Source organism: Desulfovibrio cuneatus DSM 11391, from assembly GCF_000430005.1.
GTDB lineage: Bacteria > Desulfobacterota > Desulfovibrionia > Desulfovibrionales > Desulfovibrionaceae > Frigididesulfovibrio > Frigididesulfovibrio cuneatus.
Genome location: NZ_KE387017.1, coordinates 17845 through 39964, shown reverse-complemented (window position 1 = coordinate 39964; position 22120 = coordinate 17845). Strand labels below are relative to the sequence as shown.

General features: G+C 53.8%; 16 protein-coding genes. 14 read left to right on the top strand and 2 right to left on the bottom strand.

What is annotated here, in order from left to right; genetic code table 11:
* Nucleotides 1–139 precede the first annotated feature (139 nt).
* The 8 genes from G497_RS0112760 to G497_RS0112725 all read left to right on the top strand — a co-directional run bounded on the left by G497_RS0112760 (nucleotide 140) and on the right by G497_RS0112725 (nucleotide 13477).
* The gene (locus tag G497_RS0112760) at nucleotides 140–1432 is read left to right on the top strand and encodes an AAA family ATPase (protein ID WP_027188425.1); all 1293 of its coding nucleotides are present in this window, start codon (nucleotides 140–142) and stop codon (nucleotides 1430–1432) included.
* Between the two features lie 4 nt (nucleotides 1433–1436).
* Entirely contained in the window at nucleotides 1437–2102 is a 666-nt protein-coding gene (locus G497_RS0112755; RefSeq protein WP_027188424.1) for a hypothetical protein, read from the top strand.
* 207 nt (nucleotides 2103–2309) lie between these two features.
* The gene (locus tag G497_RS0112750; RefSeq protein ID WP_027188423.1) at nucleotides 2310–3401 is read left to right on the top strand and encodes a DRTGG domain-containing protein; all 1092 of its coding nucleotides are present in this window, start codon (nucleotides 2310–2312) and stop codon (nucleotides 3399–3401) included.
* Between the two features lie 188 nt (nucleotides 3402–3589).
* The gene (locus tag G497_RS0112745; RefSeq protein ID WP_034637965.1) at nucleotides 3590–6649 is read left to right on the top strand and encodes a multidrug efflux RND transporter permease subunit; all 3060 of its coding nucleotides are present in this window, start codon (nucleotides 3590–3592) and stop codon (nucleotides 6647–6649) included.
* 294 nt (nucleotides 6650–6943) lie between these two features.
* On the top strand, nucleotides 6944–10156 hold the full coding sequence (locus G497_RS0112740; protein WP_027188421.1) for an efflux RND transporter permease subunit: 3213 nt from the start codon (nucleotides 6944–6946) through the stop codon (nucleotides 10154–10156).
* A complete protein-coding gene (locus G497_RS0112735; protein WP_027188420.1) occupies nucleotides 10153–11595 on the top strand; it encodes an efflux transporter outer membrane subunit in 1443 nt (480 codons plus the stop codon). Before G497_RS0112740 ends, G497_RS0112735 begins: the two co-directional genes overlap by 4 nt.
* A 295-nt stretch (nucleotides 11596–11890) precedes the next feature.
* The gene (locus G497_RS0112730) at nucleotides 11891–12832 is read left to right on the top strand and encodes a DUF4037 domain-containing protein (protein WP_027188419.1); all 942 of its coding nucleotides are present in this window, start codon (nucleotides 11891–11893) and stop codon (nucleotides 12830–12832) included.
* 30 nt (nucleotides 12833–12862) lie between these two features.
* The gene (locus G497_RS0112725) at nucleotides 12863–13477 is read left to right on the top strand and encodes a DUF4125 family protein (RefSeq protein ID WP_027188418.1); all 615 of its coding nucleotides are present in this window, start codon (nucleotides 12863–12865) and stop codon (nucleotides 13475–13477) included.
* 100 nt (nucleotides 13478–13577) lie between these two features.
* Here the strand turns inward: G497_RS0112725 and G497_RS0112720 are convergent, their stop codons facing one another.
* Nucleotides 13578–14429, bottom strand: coding sequence for a tetratricopeptide repeat protein (locus tag G497_RS0112720; protein WP_027188417.1), 852 nt, complete (start codon nucleotides 14427–14429; stop codon nucleotides 13578–13580).
* Between the two features lie 251 nt (nucleotides 14430–14680).
* Between G497_RS0112720 and G497_RS0112715 the strand changes: the two genes are divergently transcribed.
* Nucleotides 14681–15013, top strand: coding sequence for a hypothetical protein (locus tag G497_RS0112715; RefSeq protein WP_027188416.1), 333 nt, complete (start codon nucleotides 14681–14683; stop codon nucleotides 15011–15013).
* Between the two features lie 309 nt (nucleotides 15014–15322).
* On the opposite strand, the gene G497_RS0112710 is transcribed toward G497_RS0112715, so the two are convergent.
* Nucleotides 15323–16102, bottom strand: a complete 780-nt coding sequence (locus G497_RS0112710; RefSeq protein ID WP_027188415.1) for a MetQ/NlpA family ABC transporter substrate-binding protein — start codon at nucleotides 16100–16102, stop codon at nucleotides 15323–15325.
* A 449-nt stretch (nucleotides 16103–16551) separates the two neighbouring features.
* On the opposite strand from G497_RS0112710, the gene G497_RS0112695 reads away from it, so the two are divergent.
* The 5 genes from G497_RS0112695 (at nucleotide 16552) to G497_RS0112670 (ending at nucleotide 21912) form a co-directional block, all read left to right on the top strand.
* Complete coding sequence (locus G497_RS0112695; RefSeq protein WP_342663672.1) at nucleotides 16552–17451, top strand: ABC transporter substrate-binding protein; 900 nt, start codon at nucleotides 16552–16554, stop codon at nucleotides 17449–17451.
* 121 nt (nucleotides 17452–17572) lie between these two features.
* Nucleotides 17573–18277 (top strand): ABC transporter permease, encoded by a 705-nt coding sequence (locus G497_RS0112690; protein ID WP_027188413.1) that lies wholly within the window; start codon nucleotides 17573–17575, stop codon nucleotides 18275–18277.
* Nucleotides 18274–18939, top strand: a complete 666-nt coding sequence (locus tag G497_RS18205) for an ABC transporter ATP-binding protein (RefSeq protein WP_034638024.1) — start codon at nucleotides 18274–18276, stop codon at nucleotides 18937–18939. Before G497_RS0112690 ends, G497_RS18205 begins: the two co-directional genes overlap by 4 nt.
* Before the next feature lie 205 nt (nucleotides 18940–19144).
* Nucleotides 19145–19774, top strand: a complete 630-nt coding sequence (locus G497_RS19360; RefSeq protein WP_027188412.1) for a hypothetical protein — start codon at nucleotides 19145–19147, stop codon at nucleotides 19772–19774.
* 404 nt (nucleotides 19775–20178) lie between these two features.
* Nucleotides 20179–21912: an aldehyde ferredoxin oxidoreductase C-terminal domain-containing protein gene (locus G497_RS0112670; protein ID WP_027188410.1), complete on the top strand. Its 1734-nt coding sequence runs from the start codon at nucleotides 20179–20181 to the stop codon at nucleotides 21910–21912.
* Nucleotides 21913–22120 lie beyond the last annotated feature (208 nt).

Sequence of the window (22120 nt, the reverse complement as noted above, 5' to 3'; positions counted from 1 at the left end):
TCCATTTAGCTATTTGCTTTTAACATGTTTTTCTCCTATTCTTGCCTTATGGCAAAACATTAAGCCTCAAAATATTACGAATGAAAATTCAAACTACTGAGAAAGTTCGAATCAGCAACAATACAGGCGGGAGGGCATAATGGCAAAAATTGAAGGTTTTCGCGTAAAGAATTTTAGAACACTAAAAGATGTCACCCTTGGTCGCCTCTGGAATTTGCAAAGTTCAGTTCCTCTTACGCCCATGACTGCTGTTATTGGCAAAAATGGAGTAGGTAAAAGTACTCTTTTCGATGCTTTTGGTTTCCTTGCTGATTGTTTAAAGGCTGGGGTTGAAGAGGCATGTGACGCGCGGGGACGGGGGGGATTTCAACGAATTCTTTCACAAGGGCAAAGTGATCCAATTGAATTTGAAATCTACTACAAAGAAGATGGTAATGCTAGACCAATCACCTACGAGTTAGCAATTGACCAGGACGCTTCAGGAAGACCTTTTGTCCTCAAGGAACGTTTAAGACAACGCCGAAAAGGACAAAAGCATGGTTGGCCATTTTCATTCTTGGTACTGAACAACGGAAAAGGTGTTGTTTGGAAAGGGGAACAAGAAGGACAGAAAATTGACGAAACTTCTGGAGATTTTGATTTATCAAAATGGATTGAGTCTCTTAAGCTTAATGAAACTTCTGAAGAATCGAAAGAAATTGAAGTAGTTGAACTAGAGGATCGTCGAAAGCTAGGAATTGCAACTCTTGGCTCCTTAAAACAACACCCTCGAATATCCGCCTTTCGACAATTTATTGAAGGTTGGTATCTTAGCTACTTCACCCCAGACGCAGCAAGGAGTTTACCACTTGCTGGGCCACAAAAACATTTAAATATCCACGGAGATAACCTTGGCAATGTAGTTCAATTTATGGAACGTGAACACCCAAAGCGTTTTCAACAAATTTTAAACCGAATTGCGGATAAAATTCCAGGTATAAACAAAATTGATAGTGAAAAAACAAATGATGGCAGATTATTACTCCGTTTTAACGACAAAGGCTTTAAAGATCCATTTTATGCACAACAAATGTCAGATGGTACGTTAAAAGTATTCGCCTACCTTTTATTGCTTGAAGATCCAGTCCCACCCCCATTTTTGTGTATAGAAGAACCAGAAAATGGTTTATATCATAAACTGCTCGAAACATTAGCTAGGGAATTTCGCGAACACGCTACAGGAAGAAAAGGAAGCTCCCAAGTTTTTATTACAACACATCAACCTTACTTTGTAGATGCGCTTGAACCCGAAGAAGTCTGGATCCTTGAAAAAGAAAGTAATGGATTTTCTACCATACGAAGAGCAAGCGATAGTGACCTAGTAAACAATATGGTTCGAGAGGGACTACCATTGGGTGGGCTTTGGTACAGCGACTATCTGGATGCGAGGTAACCAGATGCATTTCGAAATACTCGTTGAAGACTTGTCTGGAAAAAAAGCTCTCGACATCCTTCTACCAAAAATTATTGGCAATAAACACACCTTCAATATTCACTCCTATAAAGGATGCGGACGCATTCCAAAAGGAATTTCAACAAGCAGTGAAGCTAATAAACGTATTCTGTTAGACCAACTGCCTCGTCTTTTTTGCGGATACGGAAGGACATATAACGCAAATCACAATACCTATCCCGTAGCAGTTATCCTTGTTTGCGACCTCGACAATAAATCCCTAGAAAAATTTCTACTAGACCTCGGAGCCTTATTAAACAATTGTAATCCTCAACCAAGAATAACTAAATTTTGCATTGCGATTGAAGAAGGTGAAGCCTGGCTCCTTGGTGACCTTCAAGCAGTCAGATCTGCTTATCCAAAGGCAAACATAAAACTCCTAGATAACTATGTAAACGACTCGATATGTGGCACATGGGAAACTTTGGCGAATGCTGTTTATCCCGGGGGGGCTATAGCCCTTTCCTCTAAAGGATGGCAGGCTATAGGTGCTGAAAAATCCCAATGGGCAGAGAAAATAACCCCTCATGTGAATGTAGAAAAGAATGTATCACCCAGCTTTAAATACTTTAAGGACGTGCTTCATAAACTTGCGGGTATTGAGCTATGATAATAATCATTTTTTCTTACTTATTTCAACGCTAATATTCTCAAGTTAAGCCCTCAGCTCCCCATGGTGAGTAGAATACTCCCCCCCCACCTTTCCCTTGCAGGGGGTGTTTTTTTCACGCATAATGTACCCACTGTGCCTGCACCGGTAAGCCCCATTCCGTTTCAGGCAACCGCGACACACCGAACTTGCATGAAAGGCCACACCATGACAGGACTTTACATAGGCTCCACCATTCCCCAGGCAGGCAAAACCTTGCTCACCTTTTCTCTTGGGCTTTTGCTGCAAAAGGCAGGGCACACGGTGGGGTACATGAAGCCACTGGGCAAGAACCCGCAACGGGTGGAAGGCATTGTGGGCGACAGCGACGCCCTGATTGCCCAGGAAGTACTTGGCCAGAATGTTGCCCCGGATGTGTTGAGCCCGGTAATGATGCCCCAGAATTTGCACGCCCTGCCACTGCTACGCCCCGTAGCAGAACAGAACGGGCTGGAAGCCATTGCCACAGCCTATGCCACCATAAGCCAGGGCAAAACGGTTACCCTGGTGGGCGGCACGGAAAGTTTTCCTGGCACAGGGCATTTTTGCGGGGCAAACGGCCTAGGCCTTATTCACCGCCTTGGGCTGAAGGTACTGCTGGTGGAACGTTACCGCGACAACGCCTGGTATGATGCCATTTGCTTTCAGCAAAAAGAGCTTGGCCAGGCCCTGGTGGGCGTTGTGCTGAATGATGTGCCGGAAGAAAGCCTGCGCGACGTACACAACCTGCTGGTGCCCTACCTTGGGCAAAACGGGGTGCAGGTACACGGGGTGCTGCCCCGCTGCCCGGCTCTTATGGGCATGCGCGTGGCAGACCTGGCCCAGGGCCTTTCCGGCTATATTGTGGCGGGCAACAATGCAGCCGCCCGCATGGTGGAAGGCTTTATTATTGGCACCATGCAGGTGGAAAATTTTATGCTGTACGTAAAGCGCAACCCGGCCCGTGTGGTTATTGTGGGGGGCGACAGGGCAGACTTGCAACTGGCTGCCCTTTCGGCAGGGTCGCCCTGCATTGTGCTTACAGGCAACCTCACCCCTTCAGAACTGGTGCGCCAAAAGGCAGAAGACCTGGGCACCCCCCTGGTGGTGGTGAAAGAAGACACCTACACCGTGGCCCGTACCATGTCGCACATTCTGAAATGCAAAAAATTGCGCGACCTGCACCATATTCAGCAGGCCGTTGCCCTGGTGAAAGAACACCTGAACACAACCACCCTGTTTGCCGCCCTGGGTTTGCGCCAGGCAGAAGCATACGAATAAGTATTGCGTTTTGTTTTGAGCATGGCACGTGGGGTATACAAGACCTTCTCCGTTCAGGCTGCGTAAAATGTGCGGGCTCCTTTCGCTTCACACACATACAGAATGAAAGAGTAGACTTCTTTTTTGTCCCCCCTCTTTTCCCATAAACGCTTCACGCACCCCGCAGCCCCTCTCTTCATGGCATTATTATGGCAAATCCTTCCCGCTTATTCATTCTTCGGCCTGTGGCCACTTCCCTGCTCATGGTCGCCCTGTTTCTGGTGGGCCTTCTTGCCTACCGTGGCCTGCCCATTGCCGCCCTGCCGGAAATTGACTACCCCACCATTCAGGTGGTTACCAGCTACCCCGGTGCCGGGCCAGAGGTAATTACCTCCGGCATTACGGCCCCATTGGAGCAGCAGTTCGGGCAAATGCCGGGGCTGAACCAAATGACCTCGCAAAGCTCTGCCGGAGCTTCCGTTATTACCTTACAGTTTACCCTGCACATGAGCCTGGACGTGGCGGAACAACAGGTACAGGCCGCCATTAACGCTGCCAGCAACTTTATGCCTTCCGACCTGCCCGGCCCCCCCATTTACAACAAGGTGAACCCGGCAGACCCGCCCATTATGACCCTTGCCGCCACCGCAGACACCATGCCCCTTTCACAACTGGAAGACTTGGTAAACACCCGGCTGGCCCAAAGAATTTCCCAGCTTTCCGGGGTGGGTCTGGTAAGCATTTCCGGCGGGCAACGCCCTGCCGTGCGGGTGGGGGTAAACCCGCGCCAGCTTGCCTCTTATGGCCTTACCCTTGAAGACGTGCGCATTGCCATTGCCAACGCCAACGTAAACATTGCCAAGGGCAGCTTTGATGGCAAGGAACGCGCCGTTACCATTGATGCCAACGACCAGCTCAAAACAGCCGAAGAATACCGCAGCCTTATTATTGCCTACCGCAACCAGGCCCCAATTACCCTTGGGGCAGTTGCCAGCGTGGAAGAAAGTGCGGAAAACGCCCGCCTTGCCGCCTGGCACAACCTGACCCCCGCTATTATTGTGAACATTCAGCGCCAGCCAGGGGCCAACATCATTCAGGTGGCAGATTCCATTAAGGAACTCTTGCCCCAGCTTAAACGCACCCTGCCCGGCAGCGTGAACATTGAAGTACTTACCGACCGCACCGTCACCACACGTGCCACCATCAAGGACGTGCAAAAAGAGTTGTTCCTTGCTGTGGGGCTGGTGGTGGCCATTATGTTTGTGTTCCTTCGCAACGTGCCTGCCACCATTATTCCCGGTGTGGCCGTGCCCCTTTCCCTGGTGGGCAGCTTTGCGGTCATGTACTTTCTTGGCTATTCCATTAACAACCTCACCCTTATGGCCCTGACCATTGCCACGGGGTTTGTTATTGATGACGCCATTGTGGTGACGGAAAACATCAGCCGTTACCTGGAGCAGGGCAAAAAACCCATGGAAGCCGCCATTGAAGGGGCCGGGCAAATTGGCTTCACCATTATTTCCCTCACCATTTCTCTGGTGGCCGTGCTTATTCCCCTGCTGTTCATGGGCGACGTTGTGGGCAGGCTGTTCCGCGAATTTGCCGTGACCCTGGCTTCCTCCATTCTGCTTTCCGCCGTCATTTCCCTTACCCTTACCCCCATGATGTGCGCTTACCTGCTCAAGCCCCTCAGCCACGAGCACTTTGAAAAGGAAGGCCTGTGGCAGCGGCTTTTACGGTTCTACGACAAAACCCTTACGGTGGTGCTGAACCACCAAAAGACCACCCTGCTGGTAGCCTTTGGCACCCTGGCCCTTACCGTGGGGCTGTACATGATTGTACCCAAGGGCTTTTTCCCCGTGCAGGATACCGGCCTTATTCTGGGCATTACCGAAGCCCGCCAAGACATTGCCTTTGCCGCCATGGCCCGTGAACACAATGAAGTGGCCCGCCGTGTGCTGGAAGACCCAGCCGTGGTGGGGCTTTCTTCCTTTATTGGGGTGGACGGTGCCAACCCCACCCTGAACACAGGGCGCATGAGCATTAACCTGGTTCCCCTGGAAGAACGCCCCCGCGTGCAGGAAGTGATAGCCCGCATTGCCAAGCGGGTGGGCCATGTGCCCGGCATTCGCCTGTTTATGCAGCCGGTGCAAGATTTAACCATTGAAGACCGCGTTTCCCGCGGGCAATACCAGTTTGTGCTGGAAGCGCTGGACCAGACCACCCTGAACACCTGGGCCGGGCGGCTGGTGGAAGCGTTGAACAACACCCCGGAACTGGCAGACGCTTCCGCAGACCTGCAACCCAAAGGCCGCGAAGTGCGCCTGAACATTAACCGCGACATGGCCAGCCTTTATGGCGTGAGTGTCGCCGCCATTGACAGCATTTTATACAGCGCCTTTGGGCAGCGCATGGTTTCCACCATTTTTACCCAAACCAACCAGTACCGGGTTATTCTGGAAGTGGCCCCGGAATTTCGGGCCAACCCCGCCAGCCTGGAGCATTTGTATGTAGCAGGAACAGGGGGCAAGCTGGTGCCCCTTTCCGCCCTGGGCACGGTGGAAGAACAGGAAACACCCCTGGTTATCAACCGCCAGGGGCAGTTCCCTGCCACCACCATTTCCTTTAACCTGGCCCCCGGTGCCAGCCTTGGGGCGGCGGTTTCCCGCATTCACAGCGTTACAGAACAAATCCACCTGCCAGATAGCCTTACCCTGACCTTTCAGGGGGCAGCCAGGGCCTTTGCCGCTTCCCTTTCCGGCACCCTGTGGCTGATTATTGCCGCCATTGTCACCATGTATATTGTGCTTGGGGTGTTGTATGAACATTACCTGCACCCGGTGACCATTCTCTCTACCCTGCCTTCTGCCGGGGTGGGGGCACTGCTGGCGCTTTTAGCCTTCCGCATGGACCTTGGCATTGTAGGCATTATTGGCATTATTCTGCTTATAGGCATCGTGAAGAAAAACGCCATTATGATGATTGACTTTGCCCTGGAAGCAGAACGTAAAGAAGGCAAAACAGCGCGGGAAGCCATTCACCAGGCGTGCCTGTTGCGCCTGCGCCCCATTCTTATGACCACCCTGGCGGCTCTTTTGGGGGCACTGCCCCTAATGCTGGGGGGCGGCATGGGGGCAGAACTGCGCCAGCCCCTTGGGGTAACCATGGTGGGTGGCCTTTTGGTAAGCCAGGTGCTTACCCTGTATACCACCCCGGTTATTTACCTTGCCTTCGACCGTTTGGGGCATTGGCGCAAGCGTGCGCAATAATACCAATTTTATTGACATTTATTGGGGGACGCTGTCCCCCAAACCCCCTGCAAGGGGAATGATTCCCCTTGACCCCCATTTTCATTCACTTTCGACCTTGCGAGAAAGTGACCGTAACTGCGGGTTCCAAAAGGACAATTGTGCAGGAAGCACAATTGGTAACTGCCCGAAGGGCAGGAGCTGAAGGCCGAGGCCCAGAACAGGCCGAGTCAATCATGCCCTTGGCGAAGGGGTTTGGGGAGGCAGAGCCTCCTCAAGTAAAAACGTCGTTTTTACTTGGAGATAGAACAAGAGATGAGTATTTCTTCCCCCTTCATCAAGCGCCCGGTGGCCACCACCCTGCTCACCTGTGCCATTGCCCTGGTGGGCTTTGTGGCCTACTTTTTTTTGCCTGTGGCCCCGCTGCCGCAAATTGACTTTCCCACCATCCGGGTGCAGGCCAACCTGCCCGGAGCCAGCCCGGAAACCATGGCCGCCACCGTGGCCACCCCCCTGGAACGTGCCCTTGGGCGCATTGCCGGCATTAGTGAAATGACCTCGCAAAGCAACATGGGCACCACCTCCATTACCTTGCAGTTCGACCTGGACCGCAACATTGACGGGGCCGCCCGTGACGTGCAAGCCGCCATTAACGCGGCGCGGGCCATGCTGCCCACCATGCCCACCAACCCATCCTACCGCAAAATGAATCCGGCAGATGCCCCCATCATGATTCTGGGGCTGACCTCTGCCACCATGCCCATGGGAGAAATGTACGACCTGGCTTCTTCTGTGCTGGCCCAAAAGGTTTCACAAATTGAAGGCGTGGGCCAGGTGCAAATTGCAGGCAGTTCCCTGCCTGCCGTGCGGGTGGAAGTAGACCCCCTGCCCTTGCAGCAAAGCGGCCTTTCCATGGAAAACCTGCGCACCAGCATTGCCCGCTCCAATGCCAACTCCCCCAAGGGTATTGTGGACGATGGGGAAACCCAGTGGATTGTTGGTGCCAACGACAAACTGCGCCATGCCAAAGACTTTGAAAATGTCATCATCCGCCAACAAGACGGGGCAACCCTGCGCCTGGGCGATGTAGCACGGGTTATTGACGACAAGCAGGACATTCGCAACCTGGGGGCTGCCAACGGCAAGCCCGCCGTACTGCTTATAGTCTTTAAACAGGCCGGGGCAAACATTATTGAAACCGTGCAGCAAGTACGCAGCAGCATGCCTTTGTTGCGGGCATGGGCCCCGGAAAGTGTGGACTTCCACGTCATTATGGACCGTTCCCCCAGCATCAAGGCTTCCCTGCACGACGTGGAACTCACCCTGGTCATTGCCGTTTTGCTGGTTACCGCGGTGGTATTCCTGTTTTTACGCAACTTGCGGGCCGTGATCATTCCTGCTGTGGCGGTGCCTGTTTCCTTGCTGGGCACCTTTGCTGTTATGTACCTTATGGGCTTTAGCCTGAACCACCTTTCCCTTATGGCCCTGACCATTGCCACGGGCTTTGTAGTGGACGACGCCATTGTGGTGACGGAAAATATTGTGCGCCATGTTGAAGGCGGCATGGCCCCCATGCCCGCCGCCCACCTGGGCAGCCGGGAAGTGGCCTTTACCGTTATTTCCATCAGCATTTCCCTGGTGGCCATTTTCATTCCTATTTTGGGTATGGGCGGCCTGCTCGGCAGGCTATTCAAGGAGTTTGCCGTTACCCTTTCCGTGGCGGTGCTGGTTTCCCTTGTGGTTTCCCTTACCACCACCCCCACCATGTGCGCCTACATGCTGCGGCCCGTAGATGAAACCCACAGCCACACCGGGCTTATGCACAAGCTTGCCGGGGGTATCCTTAATGGCTGGTTCCGCTTTCTCAACACCCTGCACAAGGGCTATGCCAAAACACTGGCAGGCGTGCTGAACCACAAAAAAATTACCCTGCTTGTTCTGCTGGCCACCATTTTCTTTAACGTCTTTTTGTACATAGTGGTGCCCAAAGGGGTTTTCCCCGTGCAGGATACGGGGCTTATTTTGGGCATGCTCCAGGCAGACCAAAGCATTTCCTTTCAAGCCATGAAGCCGAAATTCATGAAGCTTATGGACATGGTGCGCGCCCACCCGGACGTGGCTTCTGTGGGGGGATTTGCCGGGGGCTTTCAGCGCAACTCCGGCATTATGTTCATTTCCTTAAAACCCCGCAGCCAGCGCACTACTACCATTGAAGGTGTCATTAACGATTTGCGCGGCAAGCTTCTTTCCATTCCCGGTGCCCAGTTGCGCCTGCAAACCCTTCAAGACCTTTCCGTGGGGGGGCGGCGCACCAAGGCCACTTACCAATACACCATGCAAAGCGACAACCTGGGCGACCTGCGCCACTGGGCACCCATTGTGGCAGAACGGCTGAAAAGTGTACCCGGCCTTATTGACGTGAACTCCGACCAGGAAAACAGAGGCTTGCAAACCACCGTGTTTGCCAACAAAGACCGACTGGCTGAACTGGGCGTGACCCAGCGCCAACTGGACACGGCCCTGAGTTTGGCCTTTGGGCAGGGGTTTGCCTCTACCCTCTACACCGACACCAGCCAGTACCGGGTGGTGCTGGAGTATGACACTCCTTATTTGGAAAGCACCAAAAACCTGGACAGCGTGTATGTACCCACCGGCGGCCTTGCCGCTGCCAAGGCCCAAGCCACTTCCGGGGCCACCACGGGCATTGGCGGCAACGCAGGTTCCAGCCTTGGGGCAGCCGCCACAGGCACCCCTCTTATTCCCCTTGGGGCGCTGGCAACCTATGAACCTTCCCTCACCGCACTTTCTGTAAGCCACCAGGAACAAATGGCGGCTGCCACCATTTCTTTTAACCTGCAACCCGGCATTTCTCTTTCCCAGGTGCAGGAGAAAATTCAGGATGCCGTGTTTGAACTGGGTTTGCCGGATACTGTTCGCGGCGGCTTTCAGGGAACAGCCAAAACGTTCAAAAGCTCCATGGGCAACCTGCCACTACTCATTGCGGCAGCTCTCATAACCCTGTATATTGTGCTTGGCGTGTTGTATGAAAGCCTCATCCACCCCCTGACCATTCTTTCCACCCTGCCTTCCGCCGGGGTGGGGGCCATTTTGGGGCTTATGCTGTTCAAGCAGGAGTTTACCATTATTGCCTTTATCGGGGTACTTTTGCTGTGCGGCATTGTGAAAAAGAATGCCATCATGATGGTAGACTTTGCCATTGCGGCCCGGCGAAACGAGGGGCTGGATGCAAAAACTGCCATTTATAACGCCTGTTTACTGCGCTTTCGCCCCATTATGATGACCACCATGGCAGCCATATTCGGGGCCATTCCCCTCATGCTTAATTTTGGGGAAGGGTCGGAAATGCGTGCCCCCCTTGGCATAACCATTGTGGGCGGGCTTATTGTCAGCCAGATATTAACGCTGTATACCACTCCCGTGGTGTACTTGTACCTGGACAGAGTTTCCAAAGAATCACGCGCCGCCCGCAAGAAAAACGCTTCGCACCCCTTGGGAGAGAATGCATGAAACCATATTCCTTGATTTTGCTCAGCCTGCTGGCTTTGCCCCTTTCCGGGTGCCTCAGCCCAAGTTATGAAATACCCACCCTGCCAGCCCCTGCCCCCGCAGAATATAAAAACCTGGGGGAATGGGTGCAGGTGAACCCCAAAAGCGTGCTCCAGCGCACCAGTTGGTGGACCCTGTTCCAGGACGACGGCCTGACCCGGCTGATGCAAGACCTGAACAGCGCCAACCAGAATATTGCCGTGGCTGCCGCCAACTACCGCAAGGCACGGGCTGAAACAGCCGCCGCCAGGGCTGGCTTTATTCCCACAGTGGACGGCACAGGCAGCATTTCCCGCGGTAGTACTGACACAACGGGCAGCTCGGTTATTAGCGAATCCTACAAGTTCGGCGGCAGCGTGAAGTGGGAAGCCAGCTTGTGGAACACCATTACCGCCTATGAAAGTGCTTCTGCCACGGAAAGCGCCAGCGCAGCAGACTACGCCGCCATGAAGCTTGCCATGCAGGCAGAACTTGCCCAAACTTACTTCCAGTTGCGCGCCCTTGATGTGCAAATTGGCCTGTATGAATCTACCATTGCCACCTTTGCCAAGGCCGTGCAGCTTACCCGCAGCCAGTTTCAGGGCGGCATGGTAACAGCAGCCGACGTGGCCCAGGCCGAAACACAGCTTGCCAGTGCGGAAGCGCAACTGGCAGACCTGAACCGCCAGCGGGCCGGGCTGGAAACAGGCATTGCCCTGCTTACAGGGCGTATGCCTTCCACCTTCAGCCTGGAACGTGGCCCCCTGGTGGCCACCGTGCCCGCCATTCCCACGGCCCTGCCTTCCGCCCTTTTGGAACGCAGGCCCGACATTGCCGCGGCAGAACGCCGCGTTGCCGCTGCCAATGAAGGCATTGGCGCTGCCCGCGCCGGGTGGTTGCCTTCCCTCTTTCTGGGGGCAGACGCCAGCAAAAGTGGGGCAGCCCTGTTCAGCGCTCCCATTACTGTATGGTCCCTTGGGCCAAGTGCCGCCATTAACCTGCTGAACGGTGGCAAAACCATTGCCAAAACCGATGCCGCCTGGGCCAGCTTTGAAGCGACAGCCGCCCAGTACCGCCAAACGGTGTTGCAAGGCTTTAAGGAAGTGGAAGACAACCTTGCCGCCTTGCGTCACCTGGGTGTTCAGGCCGAAGCGCAGGAACGCGCCGTGCGGGCTTCGCAAATGGCGTTGCGCCTTTCCCTTTCCCAATATCAGGGTGGCCTGACCACCTATTTGCAAGTGGTGAACACCCAAACCGCAGCCCTTACCAACGAGAGAAGCGCCATTCAGGTGCAGGGGCAGCGCCTTGTGGCAGCGGTTATGCTGGTAAAGGCCCTTGGCGGCGGGTGGGATACGGCTGCCATTGGTGAAGTTATGCAGGGCAAAGGCCCGCAGGAAGGCGTCACTGAGCGCCGCTGGTAGGAGGTAAGACTGCCTTTTTGGGTTTGGCTACGTTGCTTGCATTTTTTCAAGGGGGGCAGGGCCAAAGAGTTGACTCGGCCCGTCCTGGGCCTTGGCCTTCGGCTCCCGCACTGCGTGCGGTTCCCAATTCCGCTTTCCTGCGGAATTGTCACCCCACTCTTCAAAAAAAACATCGCGCCTTGCCAAACCCAAAAACTCAGCCTTTCCTCTAGGTGCTACTCAGTAGAACTAGACTTTTTACTCCGTTGGCAAAGCATTTTGGAAACTACTGATTTTATGGCGTAAGGAGAATACTTTGAACGGACTACAACTCGCAGAATTATTCTATACCGAGCAGTGCGCCCCCATGTTGCGCCGAAGTTTCCCCACCCTTATGCCCCGCATTGCCGCAGGGCTTGTGGGGGAAGGTTCAGAATGCATGGGCTTTGACGACGCCATTTCCCGCGACCACGACTGGGGGGCAGGCCTGTGCCTGTGGCTGAACGACGACGATTATGCCCAGGAAGGGGACCGCCTTGCCAAGGCCCTTGCTTCCCTGCCAGATACATTTCAGGGCTACCCGGTGCGGGCCAGCCATGCCAATGGCGCACAACGCACCGGAGTATGGCGCATAAGCGATTTTTATTTCCGCTACCTTGGCAGCCGTACCTTGCCCCAAACCCCCAAGGCCTGGCTCACCATTCCGGAAGACCACCTGGCCACCGCCACCAACGGCAAGGTTTTTGCCGACCCTGCCGGGGAATTTACCCGCCTGCGTGAAGCCTTGCTGGCCTTTTACCCGGAAGATGTGCGCCGCAAAAAGCTTGCAGCCCGCTGTGCTATTATGGGGCAGGCCGGGCAGTATAACCTGCCACGCTGTTTAGCCCGCAAGGAATTTGTAGCCGCAGCCATGGCAGAGGCGGCATTCATTGAAGCCGCCTGTTCTGCTCTGTTTTTGCTGCATAAACGCTACAAGCCGTTTTACAAGTGGGCGCACCACGGCCTTGCCCTGTTGCCTGCTCCGGCAGGGGAAGTTGCCACTGCCCTCACCGCCCTGGTGCAGACCCAAGGGGGCTTTGACCAAGGCGGTGAGCTGAAGGTTGCCCTTATTGAGCGCATTTGCACCCTTGTCACAGCAGAACTGCACAAGCAACACCTTTCCAGCGCCACAGATTCCTTCATGCTGCCTCAGGCAGAATCAGTACAGGCAAGCATAACAGACCCAACCTTGCGCGCCCTGCACCTTATGCTGGGGTAGCGCTGCACTCTTTTTAAGGAAGGAAGAGCTATGAATGCGCAACTCGTAGACAACATAATTAGTGCCGAATGGGACATGTTTGCCAAGGTTGCCAACGTAGGGGGGCCTGCCTCCTGCCAAATGAACCCGCGTGCCTTCCGGGCAGTACGGGGCGGGCAACTGGACACGTGGACAGACGCCATAGGCCAAAGTTATCTGGCAGACCTTGCGGCGGCAAAAACTACTGGCCGCAACCTGATGACGGAAAAATACGCTCGCATGATGGAGTATACCCACCCCATGGAGTATACCGCCATTGCCCACCACCTTCCCCCCCTGCCCCTGAGTGTGAAAACCCTGGTGGATGCCCTGGTGGAGATGAATATTGTGTGGAAAGAGGCAGTAGCGCAGCACTTTCCCGCCCTGGCCCATAAAGGCAGAGCCCTGCGTGCTTCACAAGATTCTGCGGTGGAAACCTCGTTTGAAACGTACCTGCGTGGAGAATTGCTGACATATTCCACGAATACACTGCAATTGCTGTATGCCCACATGAGGGAATTGCGTGACCAGGGGAAAAACGGCGTGGAAATGGCCCTGCACGGGCAGGCGGTCAGGTCGGGGTTTGCCAGCTTGCAAGAGGCGGAAGTGGCTGCGGCGAAAGGGTAAGGGGAAGCACGTCCCCTTGATCGTTTTTAAGAACTGAGATGCATGAGGTCGTGCGGCGTGCCGCCGCCATAGCCTTAGCAATCCCACATTACAAAAAAACTTACGCCACCCCCTCTGCCCTCGCCCTCAACTCTTGCGCCTTATGCGCATTCCCCGCTTTATCATACGCCAGCGCACAATTTTTACACAGTACAGCATAATCCCGATTTCTACCAAAGGCAGCTTCCATCTGCGCCAGGGCATTTTCATAATGCTTCACTGCCCCGCTCGGGTCCCCTTTACGCAAACAACTTTCCGCAAGTCCTGCCAAGGCCGCCGCATAATAGGGGGAAGGTTTGCCATTATTTCCTGCTGGCTGAAACAACGCTATGGCCCTTTCCAGAGCAGCCTCACCTTCTTCATAGCGCCCAAGGCGGAACAGGCTTTGCCCCATGTTGGCCTGCACAATGGCGGCATCCACTTCCAGGCCAGGGTTTTTGGCCAAAATAGCAGCCGCTTTTTCCAAGGCTTCCAGGGCTTCGGCATGGCGACCAGAATATTCATACACCGCGCTCATGTTGTTCAAAAGCCCGGCAATGCGGCTGTCGTTTTCCGGCAGGCAAACGCTGAGAATGGCAAAGCTTGCCATGAACAGCTCCAGGGCCTTTGGCATATCGCCTGCGGCACGGTACACGGTGGCGACATTAAGCAACGTGGTGCCATGGGCGGCAGTGCCGTTCCCCCCGATGCTGCGTATGGTGGCAATGGCCCGCTTGGCACATTCAATGCCCTGCTCATAACGCCCGGTGGCCCGGTAAAACCCTGCCAGCTCGTTTAAAATGGTAATGCAGGAATTCTGGTCCCCTTCGGCTTCGGCCTGGGCAAGCCCTTTTTCCATAAACGCAGCAGCGCCTTCTCTGTCGCCAGCACGAAAAAAACCAGTCAGATTATCAAGAAACGCGGTTATATCCATGGGGTGTCCTCCAAAAAGGGGGGGGTATAAGCAAAAGAAAGAGCAGACAACACTGTGGGCCAACAACATTCTGCCACAAGCATAACCCGTAAATACTACTGGCAGGGCAAGGCTACGTCAAGCAACCTACTTGAGACAAAATACATTCCTATACACCATAAATCAGCCACTGCATCATTTTATGAATTGCAAGATAACGCTTATTCTATTATTCTGTTTTGCAAGCAAAAACCCCTTTATCAGGAGCCCATATGAAGTATGCTGTTCTTGTTTCGCTTGTTGCTGTTTCCCTTACCGGGTGTATGAACATGCCCACCCCGCCTGCCCAAATTACAGGCGCTCGCACTTCCCCACTTAAATATGAGCAGTACGACTGCCCCACCCTTTCCACGGAACTCACCAGCCTGAACCGCAGGGAAAGCCAACTGGTGATTGCCCAGGAACAGCGCAGAAAATCCAGTAATGTGCAAGCCTTCTGGGTGGGTTATGGCCAAGGAGATGGCATTGAAGCTTCAGAACTTGCTGTGGTACGAGGAGAAAAAGAAGCAGTGCTGCAAAGCATGGACAAGAAAAAGTGCAAATAATTAAAAACTGATATTCCACACTTGCGAAAACTTACCTAATAGAAATAGCCACCTAACTTGCATTAGGTGGCTATTTCTTGGTTACTGGGGGTGTAGACGGCTTTGTGCCGAAGCACCTTGCCAGCAATGTAAACGGAGAATGAGAAAGTCTCAGTTTTCGTGTTTGGCTAGGCACGATGCCAAAAGCTAGTGCCTTGCCCTTACTTCCCTAAAGCCGACGGCAGTCGCGAGCGTAGCGAGCCGTGGAGCGAGAGCGGAGGGTGCGGGCGGCTTTGCCGTCCGCACATCCTCACGAAGCCCGAGCGGAAACTAAAACGCGGGGACAATGCCCTTAGGCTCCAGATCCTTCTCAATAAAGGCCCGCACTTCAGGGGACTGCATGGCTTTTACCAAGGCTTTTGTCTTGGCAGAATCCTTTTCCGCTTCACGCACAACAATGACGTTGGCGTATGGGGAGTCTTTGCCTTCAATAACAATGGCGTCGCGGGAAGGAATAAGCCCGGCTTCGCTGGCAAAGTTGGTGTTAATAACAGAAGCGGTCACGTCCATCAGGGTTCTGGGCAACTGGGCAGCATCCAGTTCTTTCAGTTGCAGGCCGCGGGGGTTTTCCACCACGTCTTTCACTGTTACCAGGGCACCGGGCTTCAGCTTAATAAGGCCGTGGGCTTCAAGCAGGCGCAGGGCACGGGCACCGTTGGTAGGGTCGCTGGGCACGGCAACCAGATCACCTTTTTTCAGTTCTTCCAATTTTTTAATTTTTTTGGAATACAGGCCAAGGGGCTCAATGTGTACTTTGGCAACCCAGGCCAGCTTCAGCCCTTTTTCCTTGTTCATGTTCTCAAGGTAAGGAATGTGCTGAAAAAAGTTGGCATCAAGGTTTTTTTCTGCAAGAGCCACGTTGGGCTGAATGTAGTCGGAAAACTCCTTCACCACCAGCGTAAACCCTTCTTTTTCAAGCAAAGGTTTGGCCACCATCAGCAGGTCTTTATGCGGGAAGGGGGTAGCACCCACCACAATTTCTTTGGAAGAAGCAAAGGCAACTGAGCTGAATGCACAAAAAGTGAGGGCTGCAAGAAGAAGTTTTTTCATGATAACCTCGTGATGAGCAAATAAGTGTGAACAAACAACAATAAGGGGGCTTTTTACAAAAAGCACGGTGGCTTCATTCCAAGAAATAAGTAGCCCCCTGACCATAACAGTAGCCTGAGGCCTTGCGGCCCCAGGCTAGCTAGAGTGTTATATGCTCACGTTGTGAATTGCAAGGGAAATTGCCACAGACGACGCATACACAGCGGTACAGATGGCGAACAGGCCCATGGTGGCAAAAAGAAACTTTTTCATTATATCCTCTCAAAGTAGTATTGTTTCGTAAAAGCGGAAAACATGGAAAGCATACCCCTTTCTTCTATTTTGTAAAGTACCATTGCACACTCTCCTGTTGTTTACGTATAAGGTAAGAATTTATTAATATATGTCAAGTTTGACAAAATAATTATTTTGTGTTCTCTAAGAGGAACAATTTATGTAAGGAGTCTGCCATGATGAAACACATTTTGAGTGTCTTTTCGCTTTGTTGCCTTGCCTTGGGCTGTGCGGCTGCCACGCCGGCCATTGCAGGGGAAACCATTAAAATGTCCACCACCACCAGCACGCAAGATTCCGGCCTGCTGGACTACCTGTTGCCCAAATTCACCGCAGATACGGGTATTACCGTGCAGGTTATTGCCAAAGGCACAGGAGCAGCCCTGCGTGATGGCATGGACGGCAACGTGGATGTGGTGTTTGTGCACGACACGGCCAGGGAAGTGAAGTTTGTGGAAGAAGGGTATGGCACCAAGCGCTATGCAGTAATGCACAACGACTTTGTGCTGGTTGGCCCTGCCAGCGACCCGGCTGGTGTGAAGAACCTGAAAAAGATTGACGATGCCTTAAAAGCCATTGCCAGTAAAAAAGCTCCCTTTATTTCCCGCGGCGACGACAGCGGCACCCATGCCAAAGAACTGGCCCTGTGGAAAGAAGCTGGTGTGCCCCTAGAAAAAACCACCCAAAATATCATGAAGGGCGGCAAGCCTGCCCAAGTAATTTTTGAAGCCCCCAAGGGTGAATGGTATATGAGCATTGGGCAAGGCATGGGCAAAACCCTGATGATGGCGGAAGAAAAAAAGGCCTATACCCTGGCAGACAGGGGCACCTTTGTGCAGCAAAGATTTGGCAAAAATCCTCCCACTACCTTGGAAATTTTAGCGGAAAACGATGGCCCGCTGCTGAACCCTTACGGGGTTATTCCCGTGAACCCCAAAAAATTCCCCCATGTGCAGTTTAATGCTGCGGAAAAGTTCGCACAATGGCTTGTTTCCGAGGCCGGGCAAGAACACATTGCAGCATACACCCTGCAAGGCAAGCAACTGTTTTTCCCCGACGCAATGCCCAAAAAATAGCACACCCCTTCCCGTTCTTGCCTTGTGGCAGAAAAGGGATTAGTTTACTGCCCTGTATTGAGCCTGCCATACAGGGCACCCTTTTAAACGGCGCAATACATAACCCTGCCGAGCAATACCTATGGATTCGTTGCTGCTTGATAGCCTTGCTTCTGCCCTGCTCATGCTGGTGCAGGGGGAAAGCCATGTGTGGGGAATTATTTTCCTTTCCCTGCGTTGCACCCTGTTTGCCTGCGTGGCAGCGTGCATTATGGGCATTCCCCTGGCCCTTTCCTTAAGCCAGGCACGCTTTCGGGGCAGGCAAGGCGTTATTTTAGTGCTTAACTCCCTGCAAGCCCTGCCCACTGTGGTGGTAGGTCTGTTTTTATACATCCTCATTGGGAGCCAGGGGCCCCTTGGCAGCCTGGGGTTGCTGTACACGCCTACGGCCATTACCCTTGGGCAAACGGTACTCATTTTGCCCCTGGTCACCATGCTATGCCTTGCCGCTGTGAACCGGCTGGACACAAAATATCGCTATGCCGCCTTAACCCTTGGGGCAACGGAATGGCAGGCCCGCGTGGCTGTTATGCGTGAAGCGCGTTTTGCCCTTATGGCTGCCCTGTGCGCCGCCTTTGGGCGTGGCATTGCCGAAGTGGGGGTAAGCATGATGCTGGGGGGCAACATTAAAGGCTTTACCCGCACCATGACAACCGCCATGGCCCTGGAATACGACAAAGGCGAATTTGCCCTGGCCCTGGCCCTGGGCCTTGTGCTGCTGCTCACCAGCTTTCTGCTTAACGCCATTCTCCACATGTTCCAGCGCCGCATGGAGCAAACTGCATGACTCCGCTTTTTCACATTGAACACCTTGTGCAGTGCTACGGGCAACGCACCGTACTCACCATTGCATCCCTCACCCTGGAAGCTGGGCGCATTTATGGCCTGCTGGGGCCTAATGGCTCTGGAAAAACAACCTTGCTTAAACGCCTGGCCTTTCTGGAAGCACCCACCCAGGGGCGCATTGTATTCCAGGGGCAGGAAGTTACAGCCCATAACATGGCCCGACTACGGGCCAAAGTGGTGTGGGTGCCCCAATGGCCTGTGATGTTCAGCGGCACCCTGCAATATAATGTTGAATACCCCATGCGCCTGAAAAAAATGGGAAAAGGGGTGCGCCAGCAAAAAGCTGAAGCCCTTATGCAGGCCGTGGGCATTGCCCACCTGGCCCAAAGCCCTGCCCAGCACCTTTCCGGTGGGGAAGCGCAGCGGGCCAGCATTGCCAGGGCCATGGCTGCCGGGGCAGAGGTCATTCTGTTTGATGAACCCACCGCCAATGTGGACTACGACGCACGGGCAGACCTTGTGGCCCTTATGCGCGAGTTGTGCCACCAACGCGGGCTCACGCTTATCATCACTTCCCACGACCCAGACCTGATAGCCACCCTGTGCGATGAAACGGTCACCCTGAAAAACGGGCAGGCCTTGCGGGCCAAGAACAAAGTATAGAAGTACTCAACCAGCTCCCCAGCAAGGGGCACTCCTTGCTTTGGTGAAAAACACTGTGTACTATCAAAGGGCATGCTTACCAAGGGTGAGAGCACGCCCCTTTTTTATAGTATTACAAGGCATGTCTCCACTTCTTGCCACAGGCAACGCACAGTGTTTCTTCATAAAAGCACTGAATAACGAGCGTTTTGGAAAGGAAACTACCATGCACGTGTCCACACCCGCCTTCACCAGCGCCGCCCAGTTGCACCTCACCGCCCCAACCCCAAGCCTCAACCTCATCTTGCAATCTGGCGTGCTGCTTCCCTGCCGCACAGGCATTTGCCTGCACACCCTGTTTGCCCACGACCTTGCCGTGCCCGCAGAAGTGCTGCAACGCATCACCGTGTTCTTTCTGGACGGCAAACCTGTGGACAACCTGGAAACCGCCTTTGCCCATGAAGGGTGCCGCATTGCCCTTGCCGCCGGCCTGCCTGGCGCAGCAGGGCTTGCCATGCGCCTTGGCAGCCCCCTGGCAGGCCTGCGCCCCGGCATAACCCACCTGGATAAAACCCATGAAGCAGTGAAAGAACACAGCTACATTACCCTTGCCCTGTTCAGCCTGAGCATGCCCATGCTGGCCCCCCACTTTCTGGCCCAGGGGGTGTATGTTACCCCGGCCCAATTAGAACAATACGTTTCCCCGGAATCGCGCGCACACTGTACCTTTACAGGCAGCACTGGCGAAACGGGCACACCCGGCGCCCAAGCAAATGGCCCCCTTGCCAGCTTCCTGCCCACCTGGCAGGCCATGCCCAAAGAGGCATTGGTGCGCCTTACGGTTGCCCCCGCATAATTACAAATTCCCACAACAATTGCTGGGGGGGCCTACCATTCCAAAATGATGCAAAAAACACCCAACACACCATTTTGGCGCGGTCTTGCATAGAATACGTCTTTCTGCGCTATAATTTTATGCGAAAAAGCATACATCCTGCCCGCCCAACCCCCTGCGCACGGCTTTTCTCATTATGTCCAAGCAGACATAGTATCCTGAAATTATTGCCGTTTAATTGACACAAATGGGACAGAACGCTATGATACTCGTGTCTATCAAACATCCGTTCTTCCCTTGCACCAGCATACCAAGCCTGTGGGCATGGCATACTACTTTGAAATAGCAAAATAAGTTCACAAAACAAATATTTCTGATACCCCTTTTTGTTTGCCCCTTTCATTTTTTCCTTAAAGGAGAAAACCATGTCCAAGTTACTGCGTGTTAATATGACCACCCGGCAGTGCACCTTTGAAAAAATCCCTGCTGCATACGTTGGCATGGGCGGGCGCGGCCTTACTTCTGCCATTGTTGGCAAAGAAGTGCCCCCCACCTGCACAGCCCTTGGCCCCCACAACAAGCTGGTATTCGCCCCTGGCCTGCTTGGCGCAACCATTTGTGCCAACTCCAACCGCATTTCCGTTGGCTGCAAAAGCCCCCTCACTGGCGGCATCAAAGAATCCAACTCCGGCGGGCAACCCGGTGGGCACCTTGCCAAACTGGGCATTGCCGCCATTGTAGTTGAAGGCATGGCACCCAAAGGGGAATGGCTGCAACTGGAACTTGGCAAAGACACTGCCCGCCTTGTGCCCTGCACCCTTGCCGGAAATAACAACTACGACACAGTAGCTGGCCTCATAAAAACCTATGGCGACAAATGCAGCTACATTACCATTGGGAAAGCTGGCGAATATAAAGTTACGGCTGCCACCATTGCCTTTACAGACAGGGAACTGCGCCCGGCCCGCCATGCAGGCCGCGGCGGCGTAGGCGCTGTTATGGGTTCCAAAGGGCTTAAAGCCATTATTGTGAACCCTGAAGGCTGCACAAACCACGAACTGCATGATGAAACGGCCTTTAAAGAAGCTGCCAAGCGCTTTGCCCAGGCCCTTACCAGCCACCCCGTGACCGGGGAAGGCCTGGCAAACTACGGCACCGCTGTGCTGGTGAACATTCTGCATGAAGCAGGTGGCCTGCCCACCAACAACTTCAGCAATGGTCGCTTTGCCGGGCATGAAGGCATTTCCGGCGAACGCTTGAACCAGTTAACCCAGGAACGCGGCGGCGAAGGCGTTGTTGCCCACGGCTGCATGAGTGGCTGTATTATTCGGTGCAGCGGCCTGTACCCCGGCAAAGACGGTAAACTTATCGGCAAATGGCCAGAATATGAAACCCTGTGGTCTTTTGGTGCCAACTGTGGCATTAGCGACATAGACGCAGTAGCCCACTTTGACAAACTGTGCGACGACATAGGCATTGACACCATTGACGTTGGTGCTGCTTTGGCTGTTGCCATGGAAGCTGGCGTGCTGCCCTTTGGCGACGCTGAAGGTGCCTTGAAGCTGGTAGCCCAGGTGGGTGAAGGCACCCCACTTGGCCGCGTTATTGGTTGCGGCACAGAAGTAACTGGCAAAGTGTTTGGCGTGCGCCGCGTGCCCACCGTAAAAGGGCAAAGCATGCCAGCGTACGACCCCCGCACAGTGAAAGGCATTGGCGTTACTTACGCCACCAGCCCCATGGGCGCAGACCACACCGCAGGCTACTCTGTTACTGCCAACATTCTGAGCATTGGCGGCACAGTAGACCCGTTGAAGCCTGAAGGCCAAATTGCCCTTTCCCGCGAGCTGCAAATTGCTACCGCAGCTATTGACGCCACAGGCCTGTGCCTGTTTGTTGCCTTTGCCGTGCTGGACAAGCCTGAAGCACTGGTGGCCATTGTGGACATGCTCAACGCCAAGTATGGCCTGAGCCTTGGCCTGGACGATGTAGGCGCACTTGGCAAAAATATTCTGGAAACAGAAATTGCCTTCAACCGTGCAGCGGGCATTACAGAAGCGCACGACCGCCTGCCCGACTTCTTCAACGACGAGCCACTGCCCCCACACAACATCACCTTTGGCATTACCCCTGAAGAACTGCAAACAACCCTCAAGTGGTAACTGCGTTGGGCCGCTTGGCCTGACGTGAACCACCACCCTGACAAAACCCCCGTAAGGGGGTTTTGTGTTTTTAGGGAAACGCTGTGTTGCTGCCATGAATCAGCTTCATGCCCAAACAAATGAACTCCACTTGTTTACAAAAGGCACATAATTTACTCATGGTACAAAGGAAGTGGATTCTTTTTATTCATGGCGTATGTGTTTACTG

What these genes read in the sequence shown, in the direction of transcription:
- G497_RS0112720 (WP_027188417.1), bottom strand. Translation starts at nt 14,429, where the DNA reads ATGGATATAACCGCGTTTCTTGATAATCTGACTGGTTTTTTTCGTGCT.
- G497_RS0112740 (WP_027188421.1), top strand. Translation starts at nt 6,944, where the DNA reads ATGAGTATTTCTTCCCCCTTCATCAAGCGCCCGGTGGCCACCACCCTG.
- G497_RS19360 (WP_027188412.1), top strand. Translation starts at nt 19,145, where the DNA reads ATGCACGTGTCCACACCCGCCTTCACCAGCGCCGCCCAGTTGCACCTC.
- G497_RS0112715 (WP_027188416.1), top strand. Translation starts at nt 14,681, where the DNA reads ATGAAGTATGCTGTTCTTGTTTCGCTTGTTGCTGTTTCCCTTACCGGG.
- G497_RS0112760 (WP_027188425.1), top strand. Translation starts at nt 140, where the DNA reads ATGGCAAAAATTGAAGGTTTTCGCGTAAAGAATTTTAGAACACTAAAA.
- G497_RS0112695 (WP_342663672.1), top strand. Translation starts at nt 16,552, where the DNA reads ATGATGAAACACATTTTGAGTGTCTTTTCGCTTTGTTGCCTTGCCTTG.
- G497_RS0112690 (WP_027188413.1), top strand. Translation starts at nt 17,573, where the DNA reads ATGGATTCGTTGCTGCTTGATAGCCTTGCTTCTGCCCTGCTCATGCTG.
- G497_RS0112670 (WP_027188410.1), top strand. Translation starts at nt 20,179, where the DNA reads ATGTCCAAGTTACTGCGTGTTAATATGACCACCCGGCAGTGCACCTTT.
- G497_RS0112750 (WP_027188423.1), top strand. Translation starts at nt 2,310, where the DNA reads ATGACAGGACTTTACATAGGCTCCACCATTCCCCAGGCAGGCAAAACC.
- G497_RS0112755 (WP_027188424.1), top strand. Translation starts at nt 1,437, where the DNA reads ATGCATTTCGAAATACTCGTTGAAGACTTGTCTGGAAAAAAAGCTCTC.
- G497_RS18205 (WP_034638024.1), top strand. Translation starts at nt 18,274, where the DNA reads ATGACTCCGCTTTTTCACATTGAACACCTTGTGCAGTGCTACGGGCAA.
- G497_RS0112745 (WP_034637965.1), top strand. Translation starts at nt 3,590, where the DNA reads ATGGCAAATCCTTCCCGCTTATTCATTCTTCGGCCTGTGGCCACTTCC.
- G497_RS0112725 (WP_027188418.1), top strand. Translation starts at nt 12,863, where the DNA reads ATGAATGCGCAACTCGTAGACAACATAATTAGTGCCGAATGGGACATG.
- G497_RS0112735 (WP_027188420.1), top strand. Translation starts at nt 10,153, where the DNA reads ATGAAACCATATTCCTTGATTTTGCTCAGCCTGCTGGCTTTGCCCCTT.
- G497_RS0112710 (WP_027188415.1), bottom strand. Translation starts at nt 16,102, where the DNA reads ATGAAAAAACTTCTTCTTGCAGCCCTCACTTTTTGTGCATTCAGCTCA.